Annotated in this window: 16 protein-coding genes; 5 read left to right on the top strand and 11 right to left on the bottom strand. The window is 57.9% G+C overall.

The window, feature by feature from the left end; all coding sequences use genetic code 11:
* Positions 1–483: 483 nt before the first annotated feature.
* The 5 genes from AB5I39_RS09715 to AB5I39_RS09695 all read right to left on the bottom strand — a co-directional run bounded on the left by AB5I39_RS09715 (position 484) and on the right by AB5I39_RS09695 (position 5,661).
* Complete coding sequence (locus AB5I39_RS09715; RefSeq protein WP_404365856.1) at positions 484–1,503, bottom strand: TniB family NTP-binding protein; 1,020 nt, start codon at positions 1,501–1,503, stop codon at positions 484–486.
* Positions 1,500–1,892, bottom strand: a complete 393-nt coding sequence (locus AB5I39_RS09710) for a hypothetical protein (RefSeq protein ID WP_404365853.1) — start codon at positions 1,890–1,892, stop codon at positions 1,500–1,502. Before AB5I39_RS09710 ends, AB5I39_RS09715 begins: the two co-directional genes overlap by 4 nt.
* A gap of 118 nt (positions 1,893–2,010) precedes the next feature.
* Positions 2,011–3,131 (bottom strand): IS3 family transposase gene (locus AB5I39_RS09705; RefSeq protein WP_404365850.1). Its coding sequence is split into 2 segments (ribosomal slippage): positions 2,011–2,882 and positions 2,882–3,131, totalling 1,122 coding nucleotides; the frame shifts between segments, so codons are not numbered across the junction.
* On the bottom strand, positions 3,076–4,932 hold the full coding sequence (locus tag AB5I39_RS09700) for a hypothetical protein (protein WP_404365847.1): 1,857 nt from the start codon (positions 4,930–4,932) through the stop codon (positions 3,076–3,078). The genes AB5I39_RS09705 and AB5I39_RS09700 overlap by 56 nt, the downstream gene beginning before the upstream one ends.
* Entirely contained in the window at positions 4,933–5,661 is a 729-nt protein-coding gene (locus AB5I39_RS09695; protein ID WP_404365844.1) for a hypothetical protein, read from the bottom strand.
* Between the two features lie 927 nt (positions 5,662–6,588).
* On the opposite strand from AB5I39_RS09695, the gene AB5I39_RS09690 reads away from it, so the two are divergent.
* Positions 6,589–6,882: a hypothetical protein gene (locus AB5I39_RS09690; protein WP_404365841.1), complete on the top strand. Its 294-nt coding sequence runs from the start codon at positions 6,589–6,591 to the stop codon at positions 6,880–6,882.
* A gap of 30 nt (positions 6,883–6,912) precedes the next feature.
* Entirely contained in the window at positions 6,913–7,482 is a 570-nt protein-coding gene (locus AB5I39_RS09685; protein ID WP_404365839.1) for a hypothetical protein, read from the top strand.
* Between the two features lie 58 nt (positions 7,483–7,540).
* On the opposite strand, the gene AB5I39_RS09680 is transcribed toward AB5I39_RS09685, so the two are convergent.
* Genes AB5I39_RS09680 through AB5I39_RS09670 form a run of 3 tightly spaced genes read right to left on the bottom strand, consistent with a single transcriptional unit; the run spans position 7,541 to position 10,859 of the window.
* Positions 7,541–8,431 (bottom strand): plasmid partitioning protein RepB C-terminal domain-containing protein, encoded by an 891-nt coding sequence (locus tag AB5I39_RS09680; protein ID WP_404365836.1) that lies wholly within the window; start codon positions 8,429–8,431, stop codon positions 7,541–7,543.
* Complete coding sequence (locus AB5I39_RS09675; protein ID WP_404365833.1) at positions 8,428–9,300, bottom strand: plasmid partitioning protein RepB C-terminal domain-containing protein; 873 nt, start codon at positions 9,298–9,300, stop codon at positions 8,428–8,430. The genes AB5I39_RS09680 and AB5I39_RS09675 overlap by 4 nt, the downstream gene beginning before the upstream one ends.
* The gene (locus tag AB5I39_RS09670; protein ID WP_404365830.1) at positions 9,297–10,859 is read right to left on the bottom strand and encodes a recombinase family protein; all 1,563 of its coding nucleotides are present in this window, start codon (positions 10,857–10,859) and stop codon (positions 9,297–9,299) included. Before AB5I39_RS09670 ends, AB5I39_RS09675 begins: the two co-directional genes overlap by 4 nt.
* A 62-nt stretch (positions 10,860–10,921) precedes the next feature.
* Here AB5I39_RS09670 and AB5I39_RS09665 point away from each other — a divergent pair, with 62 nt between their 5' ends.
* Entirely contained in the window at positions 10,922–11,302 is a 381-nt protein-coding gene (locus tag AB5I39_RS09665) for a hypothetical protein (protein ID WP_404365827.1), read from the top strand.
* A gap of 173 nt (positions 11,303–11,475) precedes the next feature.
* Here the strand turns inward: AB5I39_RS09665 and AB5I39_RS09660 are convergent, their stop codons facing one another.
* On the bottom strand, positions 11,476–11,628 hold the full coding sequence (locus AB5I39_RS09660; RefSeq protein ID WP_404374100.1) for a recombinase family protein: 153 nt from the start codon (positions 11,626–11,628) through the stop codon (positions 11,476–11,478).
* 378 nt (positions 11,629–12,006) lie between these two features.
* Here AB5I39_RS09660 and AB5I39_RS09655 point away from each other — a divergent pair, with 378 nt between their 5' ends.
* Positions 12,007–13,515 (top strand): AAA family ATPase, encoded by a 1,509-nt coding sequence (locus AB5I39_RS09655; protein WP_404365824.1) that lies wholly within the window; start codon positions 12,007–12,009, stop codon positions 13,513–13,515.
* Positions 13,502–14,176: a hypothetical protein gene (locus tag AB5I39_RS09650; protein WP_404365821.1), complete on the top strand. Its 675-nt coding sequence runs from the start codon at positions 13,502–13,504 to the stop codon at positions 14,174–14,176. The genes AB5I39_RS09655 and AB5I39_RS09650 overlap by 14 nt, the downstream gene beginning before the upstream one ends.
* A 36-nt stretch (positions 14,177–14,212) precedes the next feature.
* Here the strand turns inward: AB5I39_RS09650 and AB5I39_RS09645 are convergent, their stop codons facing one another.
* Both AB5I39_RS09645 and AB5I39_RS09640 read right to left on the bottom strand, forming a co-directional pair.
* A complete protein-coding gene (locus AB5I39_RS09645) occupies positions 14,213–15,211 on the bottom strand; it encodes an HNH endonuclease (protein WP_404365819.1) in 999 nt (332 codons plus the stop codon).
* Positions 15,208–16,977 carry a hypothetical protein gene (locus AB5I39_RS09640; protein ID WP_404365816.1) on the bottom strand — a complete coding sequence of 590 codons (1,770 nt, stop codon included), beginning with the start codon at positions 16,975–16,977 and terminating at the stop codon, positions 15,208–15,210. Before AB5I39_RS09640 ends, AB5I39_RS09645 begins: the two co-directional genes overlap by 4 nt.
* Positions 16,978–17,192 lie beyond the last annotated feature (215 nt).

The raw sequence follows: 17,192 nt of genomic DNA, 5'->3' as shown, positions 1-17,192 counted from the left end.
CCCCGAGTTTCTCGCCATCCCAGTGGGCCGCAAGTCGGGCATGCATCGATAAGCAACTCCAACGACTCAGGGCAATACGGTAGGAGTAGGTTCAGCCATGCGGTTCGATGATGTGGGTGCTTGACGAGCGACTGCGGGCCAATGCGTCGGCGTCCAAGCTCAACGGTGGTTCCGGGCATTGCGAGATCGCCTAGCATCACGACATTTCGCTGACCGGTGCTAGCGTAAGCTTGGCGTTGGACACTTTCCTGATCAGTTCGCATTATCTGGGCAGCGTTCGCCAAGATGGCTGGTACCGCAATTTGAAGCTGACCAGGGTGGCGGAGACGAATACTCCCACCTGCGAGGCCCTGAACAACCGACCGGACCCGTGAATCGTGGCAAGCGGCCGCAAATGCGCCGCATACGCTCTCATCGGCGTCGGGATGGTATGGGAAGCGCAACCGCCTGCCGACCTTGGGCAATGCCATTCTTCCGTCCAGATTACATACTTTTTAGACGCACGTCGTCGATCGCCGAAAATGGATCGTGCGAAACCCATTTAAGCTTCATTGCGAATTTTCGCGTTGCCACGCTGAAATCGTGACGCTCGACTGCTGGCGATCCGCGCCACAAAGCATGTTGGGTTGCTTCGCAGACCAAGCGACAAATCCTGCCAACATGGCCACCGCTGACTATCGAGAGCTGCGTTCGCATACCAGGCTCGCCAAGGCCTGCCTGTTCGTCGACGATGGCCGCATCGAACATGCATTGGTCGAGCCGCTTGCAAAAGCGAAGGAAGAGTACTCTGTCGCGGTCATTGCTCTGCACGTTTAGCGGTTTGAGCGCCAAGGGTGTGCCGAGGCGTGACGCAAACTTGGGGTTTTTGTCGAAGAATGCTTCAGCGTCTTCGTCACCCACCAGAATCAGCGGCAGGATGCCACGGTTAAGGAAGGTCTTGAAGCGGTCAGTTACCTGTCGAGCGTCCGTCGTTTTGCGATCAAGGTGCTGAACTTCGTCACCAACCAGCCCTTCCACCTCCAGTTTCCGACTGAGATGGAGTATGCGCTCTTCCAACTCATCTAGTTTCGCAGGAGCGTCCCAATGATCATCTCCGAGCTCGAGCAGAATGCGGCGATAGAACGCGTTGACCGAGGTGGTCTTATCGAGCTCGAACACGATGATCTGATAGGGGTTTGGTGCCAGCCCTGCTTCAGCGCGTCGGGCCGCAGCTGTTTTTACCAGTTGCTCGATCATTCTCGACTTTCCTGCATTGGAATGCTCAGAAAGGCAGCGGCCGTCGATTGGCCCGCCAAGCAACGACTGCGTCGAGGCCAGATAGGTTAGTAACTGCTCGACAACTGCGGTCTGGGGTTCGTGCTCGATGTAGTTCGTCTTGAAGAACGGAATGACCGCCGCGACCCGTTTACCGCGAGCGCGGTTCGAGTAGTCGGGTAATAAGTCGCCGCGCGTGGGAGCCGGTTGAGCGCCGAGCGGATCTTTCAGCCTCTCTTTCTCGATCATCTGTGGTCCCCGGCGACGTCGAAATTATCGGAGCTGCTATCGTCTGAATCCCAGTCGATCCCGCCGTCCAAATCCTCATCTTGATCGTGCTCAAGCATCAGTTGATTGCTGCGCGGCGCCGGCTCCAAGCCTCCCCAATCAAAGGGGGCGGGCGAAACCACGCCATCGGAATGCGCTCCGTCGACGCTTTTTGACCTGTTCCTCCGACTTTGAGACGGCCCGAGTGGCACGTCAGCACGATCGCGACCGGCGACATCGGTTTCTAGGAGGATGTGCTCAAAATTCGTGAGATCGGGATCGTTATCGATGTTCCGGGCGCGGGCCCGAATCTCTGTTGTTTCGAGAATGGCGCTGGCGGTCTTGGCAATGCGGAATGGCTTATTGTGCATGTCACGCCAGGCCCTCTGCAGACCTTCCCCTCGCAAGCGCGCCTTCTGCTCAGCGGTTTGGGCACCAGTCGCACCAGAAATCGCGCAAGCCTTGTGGAAGCTGACCTGCTCCCCGTTTTCAGGCCGCTGATAAGTTAGCTTCGGTGTCCATATGCCCTTGGCGGGGGCGGTTCGTAAACTCGGCGGGTGCCAACCCGCCAAGGCTACTGTGCGGACGAACGGTGTTGTAGTCCGTCCGCCATGCCTCGATGATCCGTCTCGCCGCAGCCAGCGTAGGGAACAGGTGCTCGTTCAGGCACTCGTCGCGCAAGCGACCATTGAATGATTCCACAAAGCCATTCTGCTGCGGTTTGCCCGGGGCGATGTAATGCCATTCGACCCCGGTGTCCTGGCACCAGGCGAGGACGGCGTGACTGGTCAGCTCGGTTCCGTTGTCGCTGACCACCATGCACGGCAGCCCGCGACGTTCGGCGATGGCGCTCAACTCCCGAACGACCCGCCGACCTGACAGCGAGGTGTCGACGATACACCCCAGGCACTCACGGCTGTAATCGTCGATCACGTTGAGCATGCGGAACCGCCGGCCGCAGGCCAACGAGTCCGATACGAAGTCGAGCGACCAGCGCTGGTTGGGTTCCTGCGGGATCGCCATGGGCGCCCGCGTACCCAACGCTCGCTTCCGACCGCCACGCTTGCGCACCGTCAGCCGCTCCTCGCGATACAGCCGGTACACCTTCTTCAGGTTCATGCCTTTGCCCTCACGCTTGAGCAGGATCGCCAGCCGCCGATAGCCGAACCGCCGACGCTCGTTGGCGATCTCACGCATCCGCACGCGGACAGCATCGTCCTGCCCGCGAAGCGGCTCATATTGCCATGCCGACCGGTTGACCCCGATCAGCCTGCAGGCGCGACGCTCAGAGAAGCCGTGGTCGGCCATCAACTTCTCCACCGCAGCGTAGCGCTCCGCAGACCGAGTCAGTTTTTTCCCAGCAAATCCTTCAACGCCGACACGTCCAGCATCGACTCTGCCAACAGCTTCTTCAGCCGGCGGTTTTCGTCCTCGAGCGCTCGCAACCGCGCCGCGTCGGACACCGTCAGCCCGCCGTACTTCGACTTCCAGTTGTAAAAGGTCGCGTCGCTGATCCCGTGCTTGCGGCACAGGTCGGCCGTTTTCACGCCAGCTTCATGCTCGCGCAGCACGCCTATGATCTGATCCTCGGTAAATCGGCCTCGCCGCATCACTCGTCTCCATCTGACGAGCTAACTTACCAATGGCATGAATTCTGGGGAGCACGTCAAAGCTATGCTCGTATCGACTCAGAAATGCGGTGTAGTCCGGATCGTCCGACCACAATTGAATGAACTGGTTATCGTGATCGTTGAGGACCTCTATGAAATCGAGATTCCAATCGTAGGCGCGGATCAAGACGTCGCATTTGGCGGTGCCCTCGAGACGCTTGGCAAAGGCTTGCGACGCCAGGTTTTCAGAAAGGAGCTTGGTAATGCCCGTGCGGTTCCACCGATATAATATGCCGTCGTAGGTTACGCCGTCGGTCGTCAGCACTCCCTTCACGGTGCGAGCGAGGTGGCGCCTGATTTCACCCGGGGGAGTGAAGCGGACTTTTCCTTCTTGCGAGATGTGTTCCAAAATAATGTCATTGGGAGAGCGACCGCCCAAAGCCGCATGCCCCATCGCGTTCCATTCGAGCCGGAGCTCCTCGTTTCTCCGCGCAAAAGCTTCACGCGTCATGGACGCTTCCGCGAGGGGGTCACGCCGTATGGACCGCCTCCGGCTCCGCGCCGACAAGACTGTTCCGGGCAGCCCGTCCAGACGCGCCTTTTTAAAGCCGAAATAATTTTCGAGATTAGACTTTTCGTCGGGTCCGTACTTCTTCGCGAGTTCGACACGTCGAATCACGTTGGCAAGATTGCCTATGGCTGACGGGGGAATGATCGCTTTGTCGTTGTCCCCGCGCAAACGCCCGATGCGTCCAAAAAACAGGAGCTGCATCGGATCCTTCGCGACCGTCTCTTCGTCCAGTACGGGGGCAATCAACGCTCCAAGAATCGCCGACATTCCCATTTCGGCCCGGTAGGGGCCTGCGAACGGAGTGGTCGGGAACACGAACAGTGAAAAGGCATCCATCACTTCGATGGTCTTCATCTTGCTGCTCGGGATCGCTATCTCAGCCGAGAACAGGCAGACCTGTCGGAATTCCGTACCGTCGATGTACGCGAGTTCGAAGGGACGGCGGATAGGCATGCTTTCGCCGGATGCCCGAAAATAGCGATCTGCTTCGTGGCGGCCGAACTTGGTGGACCAAGTTTCCTTGGACTCGCATTTGTTGATCCGATTGACGACCGTCGTCTTGCTCGGTGGTCGGTCGCCGATGCGTTGCGCGCCGTCCTTTTCCAGCCGATGCCAAGCGTGGACCACCAAGGCGTGACAATCCATCTTCCTGATGGATTCGTCTGCCCAGTACAGTGCCATGCTCTGATGGACGAGCCTGTCGACGACAGGCGGCAATTGAGAGCACCCTCGCCGTCGGCCGCTGCGGTTCCGCATAGCGCCAATGCGCTCATCATGCGTTTGGAGATTGTTCATCCAGCGGATTATCGAACGACCTGACGCCACCTTCTGTCCGTCTGGCGTCGTGGTCCGCGCAAATTTCTCGAGCAATTTCGCATTACGCGGCAACCGTTCGATTATGGCAGCAAGTGCCAGGTCATATTTCTGGACCGCTCTCGGTTCCTTCGCGAACACTGCCGCCCGATCGAGACCCAGGTAACGCCCTTGCCATTCAGTCAAAGTTGCATGGGACGTTGCGCAGTCGGTAAGGGATCCGGCCGCAAACTGCTCCAGTAGCCAACGAACTGTAGGTCGAACCCGCACCCCATCGGTTGCGTCAACACAGAACTCGTCGGACGTGCCTTCCACGACAAAACGGAGCACAAAATCATCGACGGCCTCGACGAAGACAATTCGAACGGAGTGATATGCAAGAACGGTTCCGGGAGGGATAGGCAACGGGCAAGCCATTCAAGCGACCTTCCGCCGAAGACGGCTTAGCGTGTCTCGCAGCGCATACGCGCGAGCCGGGCGGGGAAGGCTGATCATTGTATTCGCGGTTGGCAACGAAAACAGATCGAAAGCGACGATCCGCCGGAGCATCATTGCATAGAGCTTATCGGCTGCATGCGAGCGCTTTCCGCCAAGCGCCGCGACCACGGTTCCGTAAGTCGCGCTTCCGCCTGCGTTATCCACCGCCGTACGCACGGCGTGAACATCGGAATCAGGATCGAAGCGACTCAGCCGCGCGTCCATCGCGGCCTCATGAGCCTCGCGAACGCTATCCGGTTGTCGGAGCTCGTCCCCCCGAATGCGGAGAAGAGGGTCCAATCCCACAGTCGCTAAAGCGAGATCAATACGGTCGAGTGGCCGACGGACACCGGCAGCCTCGAACCATGCCTGATTCGATTTGATTTCCCCGGCCCGCACCGTGTTGTCGTCAAACTCGATCAGCACGTCCGGATATTTGTGGATTATTTTGCCGTCGGCACGACGGAAGGTCAGGTCCAACGGCTGGAACTGAAAATCCAGATAGCGCGGATTCATCTCGAGATGGTCCGCAACAGCCGGCTCATTCGGGCCTTCCATGAATTGCAGGCGTCGTGGCTTTTCATAGAAGCTTGCGCTCGTGCCGTATTCCTTGTCGTAGGTCATTCCCGTGCGGACCATTCCCAGGTCGTCGGCGGCCCGAACATCCATCAAAGTCCAGCCAGCGGGATCTTTTGCCGCGTCAAGATTTCCCACTGCACGATGCTGCAACGGGACAGGCATGGCCCGATTTCGCGCCGGTCTGCCGGATGGATACCAACGCCCTAACGAGGCGCACCCATGCCGGCCTGCGCTCGAATCGAACGCGGCATCTGCAGCGACAGTTCTCATGACACAGATCCCAAAAGCTCATCCAAAGCGTCAATCGAAACGGGATCGCTCAGGAAAAGCGGCATTTTTTGAATTCCTACCGGTCGACGCATGTGTCGGATGGGTGCCGACTCGCGTCGGCTATCCACATCGCCTATAGGCTCAAGCGATAAAACCGGTCAATGACCTGTTAAAGGGTCATTATACGATTGACAGCTCACTGCTCCGCCCTAGAAGAAGATATGCCTCTTTATGACCTCTACCTTTATGGCGAGTCGGGACCACTGACCGTAGATGCTGCGCCGGCCACGCTACGCGAACTGAAAGCGGAGCTGTGGTCGTCGAGGCATTATGAGTTCAAGTTAGTTGGCGTTGACGAAAACGGTGCCGAACCCGGTTGCTTGGTGGCAACCAGCATCATTCGGATGATCATCGAGAGGGTATCATAACTAGCCCAAGCCGGAGCCGGTCAAGATGATATGCACGTTCACAGAGTTTAAGCCCGCACGGCTGTTTGCGATCACGGGCATGTCCCCCGATCTTCAACAACTCTGGCGGCGACGCGGACAGCTCCCCTGGGGCAACGAAAAGCCGAGGCCAGTAACGGCTATGGAAGCTGCGGAAATATTCGTTCGCTATCAGCTCACGCTTGTCGGAGTTCCGCCAAGCGAAAGTGGCGAGGTAGGTCGGGACAGTGCGCCGATCATATTCTGGCACGCACTGCTCAACGTCAAAGGCGCATGCTTAGTCCGAGGGGCACCTCACCGAGTGAAGCAGTTTCTGAAAGATTTCGAAGCATCACACAAACTTGCCACAGAAATCACGGGCGTAACCGACAAGCTAGCCTTTAGATACTTATCACGATTCAATGGTAACGGGGCGTTTATACCAAGCCATAAATATCCTGCTATTGACGATAACCCTATTTTCTCGACTTTTGTTACGGTTAATCTCGACGCATTGGGTACTATGTTAGCAGATCGCGCAGAGGGTCCGTTAGTATTTGTTGAGCTACCTGATCCTCAAGTTCCAAGAAGAGAATGGATCACCTCTCCAACATAGGGGTCTCATTCCACACCTTTGAAAGATTTTATGAAAACCGTCTTCAAGTTTGAACAAGCAACCTTCTCTCAGCGTCATATAATATCATTGGCGGGTTCCCTGAAGTCTAATCAATATGACTTTTTGGACCTCTACGGTCAGCTTGGCATCTCTATCACAAAAGTTGTTGATGTTCAGGCTTTCATAGCCGTGCTCCTCTTCTCCGAATCCGCGAAGGCCGGGGTATCGCTACCTGCCGCCACCAAGCTTGCCACCACTGTAATTCAGGAAGGCTTGATCTATTTGGCATGCGACCCGCACTGCTGGCATGCGACGGGCACGTTAGATGAAAAGCTTCGCTTCGCGGACTGGCTCAACGGTGGCTCTTACAATAGTCGCCGACTCGTAGCGCAGGATTGGTTCAACCTCCTTGGTCGATCGCTCAATCGTTTTCTGGTGAAAACTGAGGATGAAACGCTCAGCACGGCTAGTGACGCGAACGAGATATTTCAGAACGCAGCCTCCGGACGCACCGTCTTGATCGACGTGCATGCCTTGGCCAACAGGCTGAAAGCATTTCACAAGGGGCCTCTCTTCAAGGCAATCCCACAGTCGCTCTAGCCAGATCGCCTTGGGCGCGAAATACCGTTGCAGAAGCGCGAGACCTGCGTCGCTCTATTCAGGATGCCTCCAGAGACGTGGCGGTGACGATGGTCCGAAACTCACCGACGATTTCCGGGTGGCGGTGTTCAAGATACGCTGACACCGCATCATTCCCGATCAGTCGGCCGAGATACCGCGATGCTAGAACGAGTTGAAGGACGTCGTCGCCGAACGTCGATTCAATCGCACGATAGTCCTTCGTCAATTTTTCCAGCTCACGCTCCATCCGCGCCATCTGGTCGGGAGTAACGCCGGCTATCGCTTTCGGTCTATCCGGTTTAGCCAGATCGTCCTGTCGGGTCGCGGCGAGTATCGCTTTCGCATAGGTGGCAGTGAAGTTGTTCATCGACGCCATAAGCTCGGCAGATTCCGTCTGCCGGTACGGCTTCATTTTTCGTAGTATGTCGAAGAGATGCGGGCTGACCGGCCGATCTTTCAGAATCTCGATCGCACCGGCTGAGATGCCCTCGAGAAGATTGCGTCGCCGCTTAACAACATTCTCGTCAATACCGAGCGCCGCCGCGATCATTGCCGGCGGGACACCGCGGTCGATGGCACGAGTAATCATGTAGTGCTCTTGTACGGTTGCCAAGCGGTTGACCCGCTTGTTGTAGGTGAACGCTTCGTCGTCGTCGGAAATAATACAGGGCGCGGTCTCAGCGCCCTGCTCCCGCAGAGCGTTCAAACGGAGGTGACCGTCGAGCAGCATGTGGCGTCGCTGATTGTCGCCCTTCGTGACGATCAAAGGCTCGATGACGCCGAGCTCTCCAATGGATGTCGCGATCCGGCCGTATCGCTTCGAATCGATAATCCGCTTTGTAATGGGCCGAAGCGGGAGAATCAGCTCGATCGAGAGGCGAAGAACCTCCCGCTCGAAAGAGATTCGAACTGGTGCGATCGCATTCATGCCTCTGTGATTCCGAGGCGCTGAGCTATCGGGTGAGGCAGACTGGCCAATCCTTCGGCACGCAGAATCTGTACAAAATGATCCTCGGCCAGGAGCTTGCCGAGCGCACCAACGATGAACGTGAGCCGCCCTTGGGTGAGATGAGCTTTCTTCACCAGCATCTTCTGGCGGTCGACCTCCTTCTGATAGGCGCGTACGAGTGTAGTCGCAGTTGGCGCCTGAGCGGTCCGTGTACCGTGCCGGATGGACTTGATGCCCTTCCCGATCATATTCCGATCATCGACGATCCTACGAATTGCGAGCACCTGGTCGCCGGGTAATTGGCCGGCCTCGTAGGCATCGGTTAGCGCCCTCTGAACATCAGCATCGGTCGCTTTAGCGATTTCGGCCGCGATCGTGTGCGGGATGATTCCGCGCTCCACGGCATCGAGCAGCCGTTCCTCTCCTTTTTCCAAGAGCATGTTGATCGAATAGACGTATTCGGTGCTGAAGCCGATCTTCTCCGCGATCTCGGCATTCCCATATCCACGCTGCCGCAAGGCTCCGACCTCACGCACAAGTTCCAGCGGCGACAAATTCCGTCGCGCCATGTTCTCGACAAGGCTCATGACGTAGCATTCTTCGCGAGTCGCTTCGATCACCTGAGCCGGGATCGTTTGCTGGCCAAGCTTTACAAATGCCTCCATCCGCCCTTGGCCGCAGACCAGTTCGTACCGATTGAGTGCATCGGCGCGGCGCACCGTGATCGGCTTCTTCAAGCCGACCGTTCGAATGCTCTCCACTAGCTCGTCGAAAATTTTCCGATTGCGAACCCGCGGATTTAGAACCTCGATTGCGCTGATAGGAATGTTGATGATTTCCGGGATCACAATGATCGCTCCAACGAGTGTCGGCGCAGCAAGTGGTAGAGGGGATCGAGACTGTCGGTCCGATAGGCATCGAGATCGGTGCCATTCTCTTCGGCCAAACCGATCCGAGGAGACGTGCCGCGATCCAGCCAGGGTAATAGATAGTAATCGCGAACCGTTTGATTGTCGGGATTAAGCCGGACGACAACCGTTATATCTGGCTCAAGGCCAGCATCGAGCCGCACACGCCATCGAAGCGAGCCGGTCTGTGTCGTGTGGCATCGCACGATTGCCACGCCCAATGTGATCTCGTGGTTGACTGTTAACAGGTCGGTGGTTCCATCAACGATAACGCTGCCACCTATCGTCTCTATGCCGCGGATTGTCTCGGCGAGCACCTCAGGGTGCATCAGTCTCAGCTGCCGATTTGTCTCGACATACCTGTAGTCACGAATCGGCTCATAGCCGATGAGCTGATAAGCACGAAGGAGGCTGCCGAACCGATGTCGATAGGCTGCCGCGGACGGCATCTCCTCGACCTCGTCGATGACAATGCCGGAGAGCACGCCGCGAGATGTAAGCAGTTCCGAAAGCATTCGGAGCAGATCGGCATCGCTGAAGCGGCGGGCACGCTCCGCAAGCACGGCCTGAGCAGCCTGAAACAAGGCGGGATCGACGATCCCTTCGAAAGCGCCTTCGCTTCTGACCCACATGTCGGGCGTGTTGGTCACGCGCTTCTTCTTGAGCTTGAAAGAGACGCGGTTGTAGACATTGTTGCCGACGTACTTCTCGTTGCTCAGGATCTGACGGATGACGGAGCGGCTCCATGCCTTGCCCATGTCGGTCAGCATGCCCTCACTGTTGAGTAGGGCTGCAATTTCACGTTCGGACCGATGCTCGACCACGAACAGTCGGTAGATCCGGCGAACCGTTTCGACCTCTTCGTCAGGGCCGGGAACGAGAATCACCCGATCGGTCTGAAGGCTTTTATGTTCTCCGCGGTTAAGCGGGGCCTTTGGCTCGTTATGCTCGTTCACGAGATACCGGCGGAGGCCGTAGCCGGCCGGACCGCCCTGCCGGTATCCGAGCGTGATGAGGCGACACTGCCCGTTGAAAACCTTACTCGACAATTCGCGGCTGTATTCGCCCGCCATGACGCGCTTTATGCTTTTCATCACATTCGACGGCAGGCTGCCATCATTGTCGAACTGCTCCGCGCAATAATGTACGTTGATGCCTCGTTCGCGGCAGATGAACTCGTAGTAGGCACTTTCATCCGCGTCCTGGAAGCGCCCCCAACGACTGATGTCATAAACCAAGACATCCTCGTATCCTGGGTCACCTCGCTGCACGTCATCAATCAAGCGGCGTAATGCGTCGCGACCGGCAATATTGAGACCGCTCCGCCCCTCATCGGCGTAGCTGCGGACGATTTCGAAATTTCGACGTGCGGCGTATGCGGCGATGGCCTCAGCTTGGTTCTCGGTCGAATATTTCTGGTGATCAGTCGACATGCGGACGTATTGCGCCGCTCGCGTTGGGATCGGTCTTCTTTCCGTCTGTCCAATTATTCTCGACATTCGTTGCGACCGAGCCCGCGCAGTGATTCTCCTGCTCCTCCTTTACCGTTGAGGAGGGTGGAATGTCGTTTTCAAAGAATGACCGAAAAGTTCGCGCCGAAAGCGGAAGCAGCTTTCCGTTGGATCCGTCTGCTGACACGGAAGCGACGTTTGCAGCTGTGATTGCCGATGCGCTCAGACGAGACTTTGGAAGCACACCGGCGCATGTAAAGCACATTGCCCGACTGACGGGTGCAAACGGTCGAACCGTGCAGAATTGGCTTAATGCACGGAACGGACCTAGCGGTGCTGGGCTCGTCGTGCTCATGCGGCATTCCGACGAGGTGACCACAGCGGTTCTCGGCTTAGCTGACCGAGAGCAGCTTCGGCATGCTGTTGATCTTTCAAAAAACATGGCCAGTTTGAAAACCGCAATCAACTCGGTTGTGGCGTTGCTTCCTTAGCTGAGCGAGCCACACGAGCATATTTTATGGCATGAGATGGATCGCGAGCTTGCGGACCAAGAGCTACTTACCGGAATTGGATGACTCGCTTGCAAACTGTCCGTTTCTCGACCCTCTTGGTCTCAGCGCGAGAAACCCCGTATCGCCTAGCGAGAGCGCCAAAGGATACGCCTTCACCGCGTGCCTGAATGACCTCCGATTGTTGTCTGACCTGAGGCTGAGACGCCTGCCGAGCGTGCGCCTTGGTCCACCGCTCGTTTAAGACCTGCCTGCGTCCTCTCGATTAAGAGGTCTCGCTGAAACTCAGCAACAGCGGCGATGACCATCATCGTCATCCTGCTAGCGGAACTCGTCAGGTTTCATAGTTCTTCGCTGCATAGAACACGCCGCCGCCGTCCCGGAGCCCACCGTCGTTCATCGTCTCCTCCACGCGAAATCGCACGATAGCCGCACGGATCCCCTTCGATTACAGGAAATCCCTGTTCGGTTTCAAACGAAAGGGATAAGTCCGAGTAGCAAGGACGAGAGGAGTCAGATTTCCTCGCGGTAAGTCCTGACCGGAATAGCCGTTCCTGATACGGGCGGTATCTTGGCGATCCGTGACAATGGGATGCCGGTCAAGGCGATAATCTTAGGGATCCGGCAGGGTTATATGTTTGCCATCACCCTCTTCACACGATCGTGAACGTTCGCTAGCCTCACGAATGCTTGATTTCCAGCTCCTCGACGCTGTGGCCGCGCCGGTGAACGTCACCACGCTGTGGCGCCGTGACCCGATATGGATGCACCCGAAGATAAGCCTCGCGCACGAGCCACAACGTGCACCCGACGAGGTGGGTAGATTGACTGCCATTATCGGCCAGAACGGCACGGGCAAGACCCATCTACTGTCGGCGATCATCGAGAGCCTTCTTATCATCGAACATGTTGTGAAGCGAAGGAAGACCCGCGCCTTGGAGCTTCCGCTGCAGCGCCTTTCCTATCGCATCGGATCAAAGACTGTTGAGCTAGAGCGTGTGGAACACGGCAGCGCGGTTGCCTTTGTCGATGGCGAGCAGGTTATGCTCTACGACGTTCCGCTACCGGAGCGCATTGTGGCGCTCACCATCACTCCGTTTGACAAATTTCCGGTGCCCCGCCTCGCGGCATTCTCGGTCAAACCGACCGAAGAATCCTGCTATCGCTATCTCGGCCTGCGCGACAGGACCGGTCGTGCCTCGATCGAGAACCTGCTTTTCCGGTCACTTAACAGCCTGTTCGAGACGTCAAGCAATCCGGCCGTACGCCGGGTGCGCATCAGCCGCGTGTTCGAGTTCCTCAAGCTGCAGCCGAAGCTGACCGTCGTTTATCGCGTACGGATCGCGCGCGAGGTGCTGAAGGCCTGCTATGCGAGGATCCCGATCCTAAATGAAGGAGTGATCCACGACCGCAGCCGTCTTCGACGCGCGCAGGAGGTGGCGAAGTCCGGCCAAGCGACCGAAGAACAGCTCAGTGAAGCGATCCTCCTCGCCGAACAGGTCATGGATAAGGGTTTTGTCCGCCTGACCGCCGCCTTCGAAGCCGACGGCTATGTCGACCCCATGTTCGCCGAATTTCAGCCGCTCCGTCGTGCGGGCTTCCTGCAGCTCACCGCCGTAGAGGTCGAGCAGGAAAACGGGCTGATCACCGATCTCAAACGGGCGAGCTCGGGGCAGATTAGTATTGCCACCGCGCTCCTTTCCCTCGCCTCAGAGATCCAGGACGGAAGTCTCGTCCTGATCGACGAGCCGGAGCTCAGCCTGCACCCCGACTGGCAGATCAAATATATCGACCTGCTGCTCGACACTTTCCGCGGCTACAAGGGCTGCCATTTTCTCATCGCCACCCATTCACCGCTGGTCATCTCGGAGTTGCCGAGACATGCGACGCTCGTCGCACTGGACAATCCCAACGCACCCCCCGCTTCGGAACTCGCAGGCCAGTCCTCAGATGTGCAGCTCGCTGAAGCTTTCCAGCTGATCTCGAATAACAACCTTCACCTTCGAGATCTAATTGTCGACGCGCTCAAAGCCGCCGCGGACGGGGAAGCGAGCACGCAGGGGTTCCGCGACCAAGTGCTGCATCTCACCAGGATGACGAGCAGCCTTCCGCCTGACGACGGCGTGCGCGTTATCGTGAACGGCCTGAACCGTGCGGCCGTCGATGCGATCGAAAAGCAGAATGCAGCCGGTTGAATATAGCGGCGCTGTCGTCGCGATCGTCCAAGCCTTCAATGCTCGCCCGCCCGCTGCGAAGGTGGCTTCGTACTGGTCAGCGGATGAGGTCAACCCCGTCCGCAAGGTGATCAAGGACCATTATATCGGCGAGCAGCAGCAACGCTGTTGCTACTGCCAGCACCTTCTCGAAACCAATAATAACGCTGTGTGGGATGGCGAACACGTGATCTCGCGCGAGGCTAAGCCGCAATTCATGTTCGAGGCGCGCAATCTCGCGGTCGCCTGCAAGGACTGCAACATCGCCAAGCGTGAGCAGAACGTCCTCAAGAATAAGGACCGTATAACCTTCCCCGTGAAGTCGTCAGATTATCTGATCGTGCACCCGCACTTCGATACCTACGGAGATCACCTCATCTGGTACGGCGTCGTCGTGGCGGCCGCCTCGTCGGACTCGGCCAAAGGGACCGCGACGATAGGGATGTGCAACCTCACCCGCTACAGCAAGCAATGCGGCAAGCTGAAAGGCGATATCGGGGACCAGCGCTACAGAGATCGCATCGGCGAATTTCTGATGGCTCGCACCCAGGAGGACGCCGCGGAAATCCTCGCCGAGCTCCAGCTGCAGATCGGAAAGCTCCCCAAAAAGGATGCCGGCCCGGCACATAACGCCGCCGGCTAGTCACGTCGATCGCGAAGCAGTGCCGTCACATCCGCATCATTCAGGGGAGGCACCGGGCAGATGCGCGCTGAAAAACTGCCAGCGTTCATGCAGCGCTTCCCGCGATGGCCCGCCTGATCCGTTCACGAACAGGACCCGGTCCGCGAATTCCGCATAGCCGGCAGTCTGAAGCGCAGGATGCAGGGCGATGCGCAACGAAGCGGGTTCGATCCCGAGCAGACCGAGATCGAACAGGGTATGGAGATCGCTGCGCAGCAACAAGCCATTGCCCGGACCATTATCTTCGCTCACGGAATAGGCGCGTATATGCGCGGCTTCGACAAGGCCGGGAAACTTGCAGCCGCTGATCTGACACTGCGCCCCGTATCGCCGGATCAGCCTCGCCCTGAAACGTGCTTGACCCCGCCGCATCGCGATTTCCCGCATGATGCGCCGACGCGCGTCGACGATCGAACCGTCAGCGTCCGAAGAGCCCTGCGCGATTTCCGGCACAGTCAGCCGCCGCGCGAAACGCCGCACCAGAGCATTGATCGCAGAGCCGCTGCCAAGCACGGGTTCTAGCTTCGCCAGATCAATCTCCTTGATCGACATCTGATCGCTCGGGCGCAGTACCGCCTCGTGCAGATGCACAACCGACAGCCCGCTCCCCGCCGGAACAAAGGTTGCGCCATAGTGCGCCGCGAATGTCGTAACGGCGACCGGTTCATTGAGCGGTTCGTCGAAGGCATGGCCGAACTTGCAGCTCCATGCCGGCAGTTTTTTCGCGCGACGCTTGATGTTGGTGGCGCGGCATTGCGGGCAACGCAGCCGGTCTTTGTGGCCGGTGCCCTCTTCTATGGTCTCGATCTCGGCGATACCGATGACGCTCATCCGCGACCGGACAATCACCACGTCACCAGCCTGCACCTGGAGGTGGTTGGCGACGTCGCTGTCATAGCGGTAGACGCTCGCAGGGTTATCTTCATAGCCGGTGTTGCCACCATACTGGCGCGTGCCGTCGATCGTCAGCAGCGACCAGGCGCGTCTCGCGCTCACTGGCTTGCGGCCTCAATGCGGGCGGGCTGAACCATCGCGTCAAATTCACATTGGCGGACCCGGAACGACACGTTGGCGAGGCGATATTCGAGCGGTTCAAGATCTTCGTGAAAGCGTTCGGCGGCGCCGACGATATGCGTCCTCAGGGTCGCGAACAGACCGTTGAGCGTCCGAAAATCTCCCTGCCTGACCTGCATATACTCCCCCGCATTAAAGAGCTGCATCCATGAGGCAAAAGCCGTGTCGTCATCAAGCTGTACGCCGGCAAGCGGATAGGCATGGTGGCGCGCGACAATGATCTTGCGGATGCGTGTGACTTCCGTTCCCCGGGGGAGCCGGAACGCGTTCCGAACCAGTTCGGGACTGCTGGTCTCAAGCCAAGTGTCGACTGCGCTCAGCCAGCGCGCACTCTCATCAAGAAAGCGCGCCATGCGTGAATTGCGCGCCTTAAAGTCTGCGCCATGTGCATCCTGATATTTGAGCTGAAACAGGAGCAGGTCGCCGAAAACTGGGTCGATTACGGCAAAATCAACATCGGTCAGCTCGCGTCCGCGGTGCCGCAGGCGGACATTCCTGCGAACGAGGGCTGCGCTGAAATGCTGCTGGAAAAATGATTCCATGGCGCGCTGCATCGACGCTTCGCGGGTCTGCTGGTTCATCGAAAAATCGCGGGCGAAGTTCGCTTTCAACGAATCCAGCATGAACTCCATTTGCCTATGACGGCCCGCCAAGTACTTAATGACGCTCGTGCCGGAAAATTCGACGATCACCGGGATCGGTGCCAGCGGCTTCTCGACCAGCGCCACATTTTTTCGGGTCAGTGCGACCACCGCATAGATCTGCCCGGCCTCTGCCGGGGAGGTTGGCGTGTAGGTCTCAAATTGCGTTCCGAACATATCGAGCGCGCGGCGCATCGTATCGATGAACTCTGCGCGGTCCGCAGAAATGGTCAGAATGTCCTCGAGACCAATCTCGGGATGCTTCTCCGTCAACGCCTCACAGAAGGCCTGATGCTTGAGGCATAGCGAGACGAGCCAAGCGCTGGCCATCAGATATTTGAGAAAGGGTATCCCGCCAAAGGCCTTGCGCTCGTTGAAAGCATCATATTGTGGCGTATGGGCGATGGCGGTCCAAGCGAGTGACAAGAAATAATCGTCGAGGACCGGGTCCGCGTTGTACGCGATGAAATGGTCGCGCCAGACGTAGACATTTTCCCGAAGCAACCCGGCAATTTCGCCGCTCAGCCACAGCGCGCCGGCACTTGCGGCGAGCGCTTCCTTCGCCAGCCGAAGGTGCTCATTCTGATAGTGCTCGACGACATCGCGTTCGTGCGCCTGAGCATCGGAAAGCCGATGGGGCAAATCGAAATCGAATATGGCAGGTTCAGGCCGGCTGATGCGAGCCAGTCCCGCCCATACGAGTTCGACGGTGCGGCGGCCCTGCTCAATAAAGCCAAGCTCAGCGCCGATATCTAAAATCGCTCCGGCCAGTATATCCTGCCGGCGCAGGGTGATGGTCGGTAGGGTGAAATCGTCGTGCAGGCGAAGCATGAGGCTGACGATTCTCCCCAAGCCCATGTCGACAACATAGGTTCGCAGCCTTATCTCATCGGAGAAATCCTCCCGGTGACTCAGGCCATAATGGTGCCAGTCGAGCTCGTTCAACGCGACGCGGAGCGCGAGGCCGCGATGGTCGCGCGCGAGACGCGTTCTGAATGTCTCTTCTTCGACCTCAAGCGAGGCAAGAAAATCCCGTACCAGGGCCATTCTAGTTTCCGTTGCCGACTCCTCGTCCACGTCACAATCCCGACAGATCTTTGAAACCCTGATATCCCTCCAAAGGGAAGAAAAACAGCTCGCAGGCCGGAGCACAGAAGCACAAAATAATTCCTCTGGCCGTCACGACGCTGATACAAACCATAGCGGAAGTTTTTTCTTTGGCACTTGATCAGGTTACCCGGTAGTTTCGACGCAGGGGGAGA

Origin of the sequence: Sphingomonas sp. MMS24-J45, assembly GCF_044881195.1 — a bacterium.
GTDB lineage: Bacteria > Pseudomonadota > Alphaproteobacteria > Sphingomonadales > Sphingomonadaceae > Sphingomonas.
This window is presented reverse-complemented; position numbering and strand designations above follow the sequence as displayed.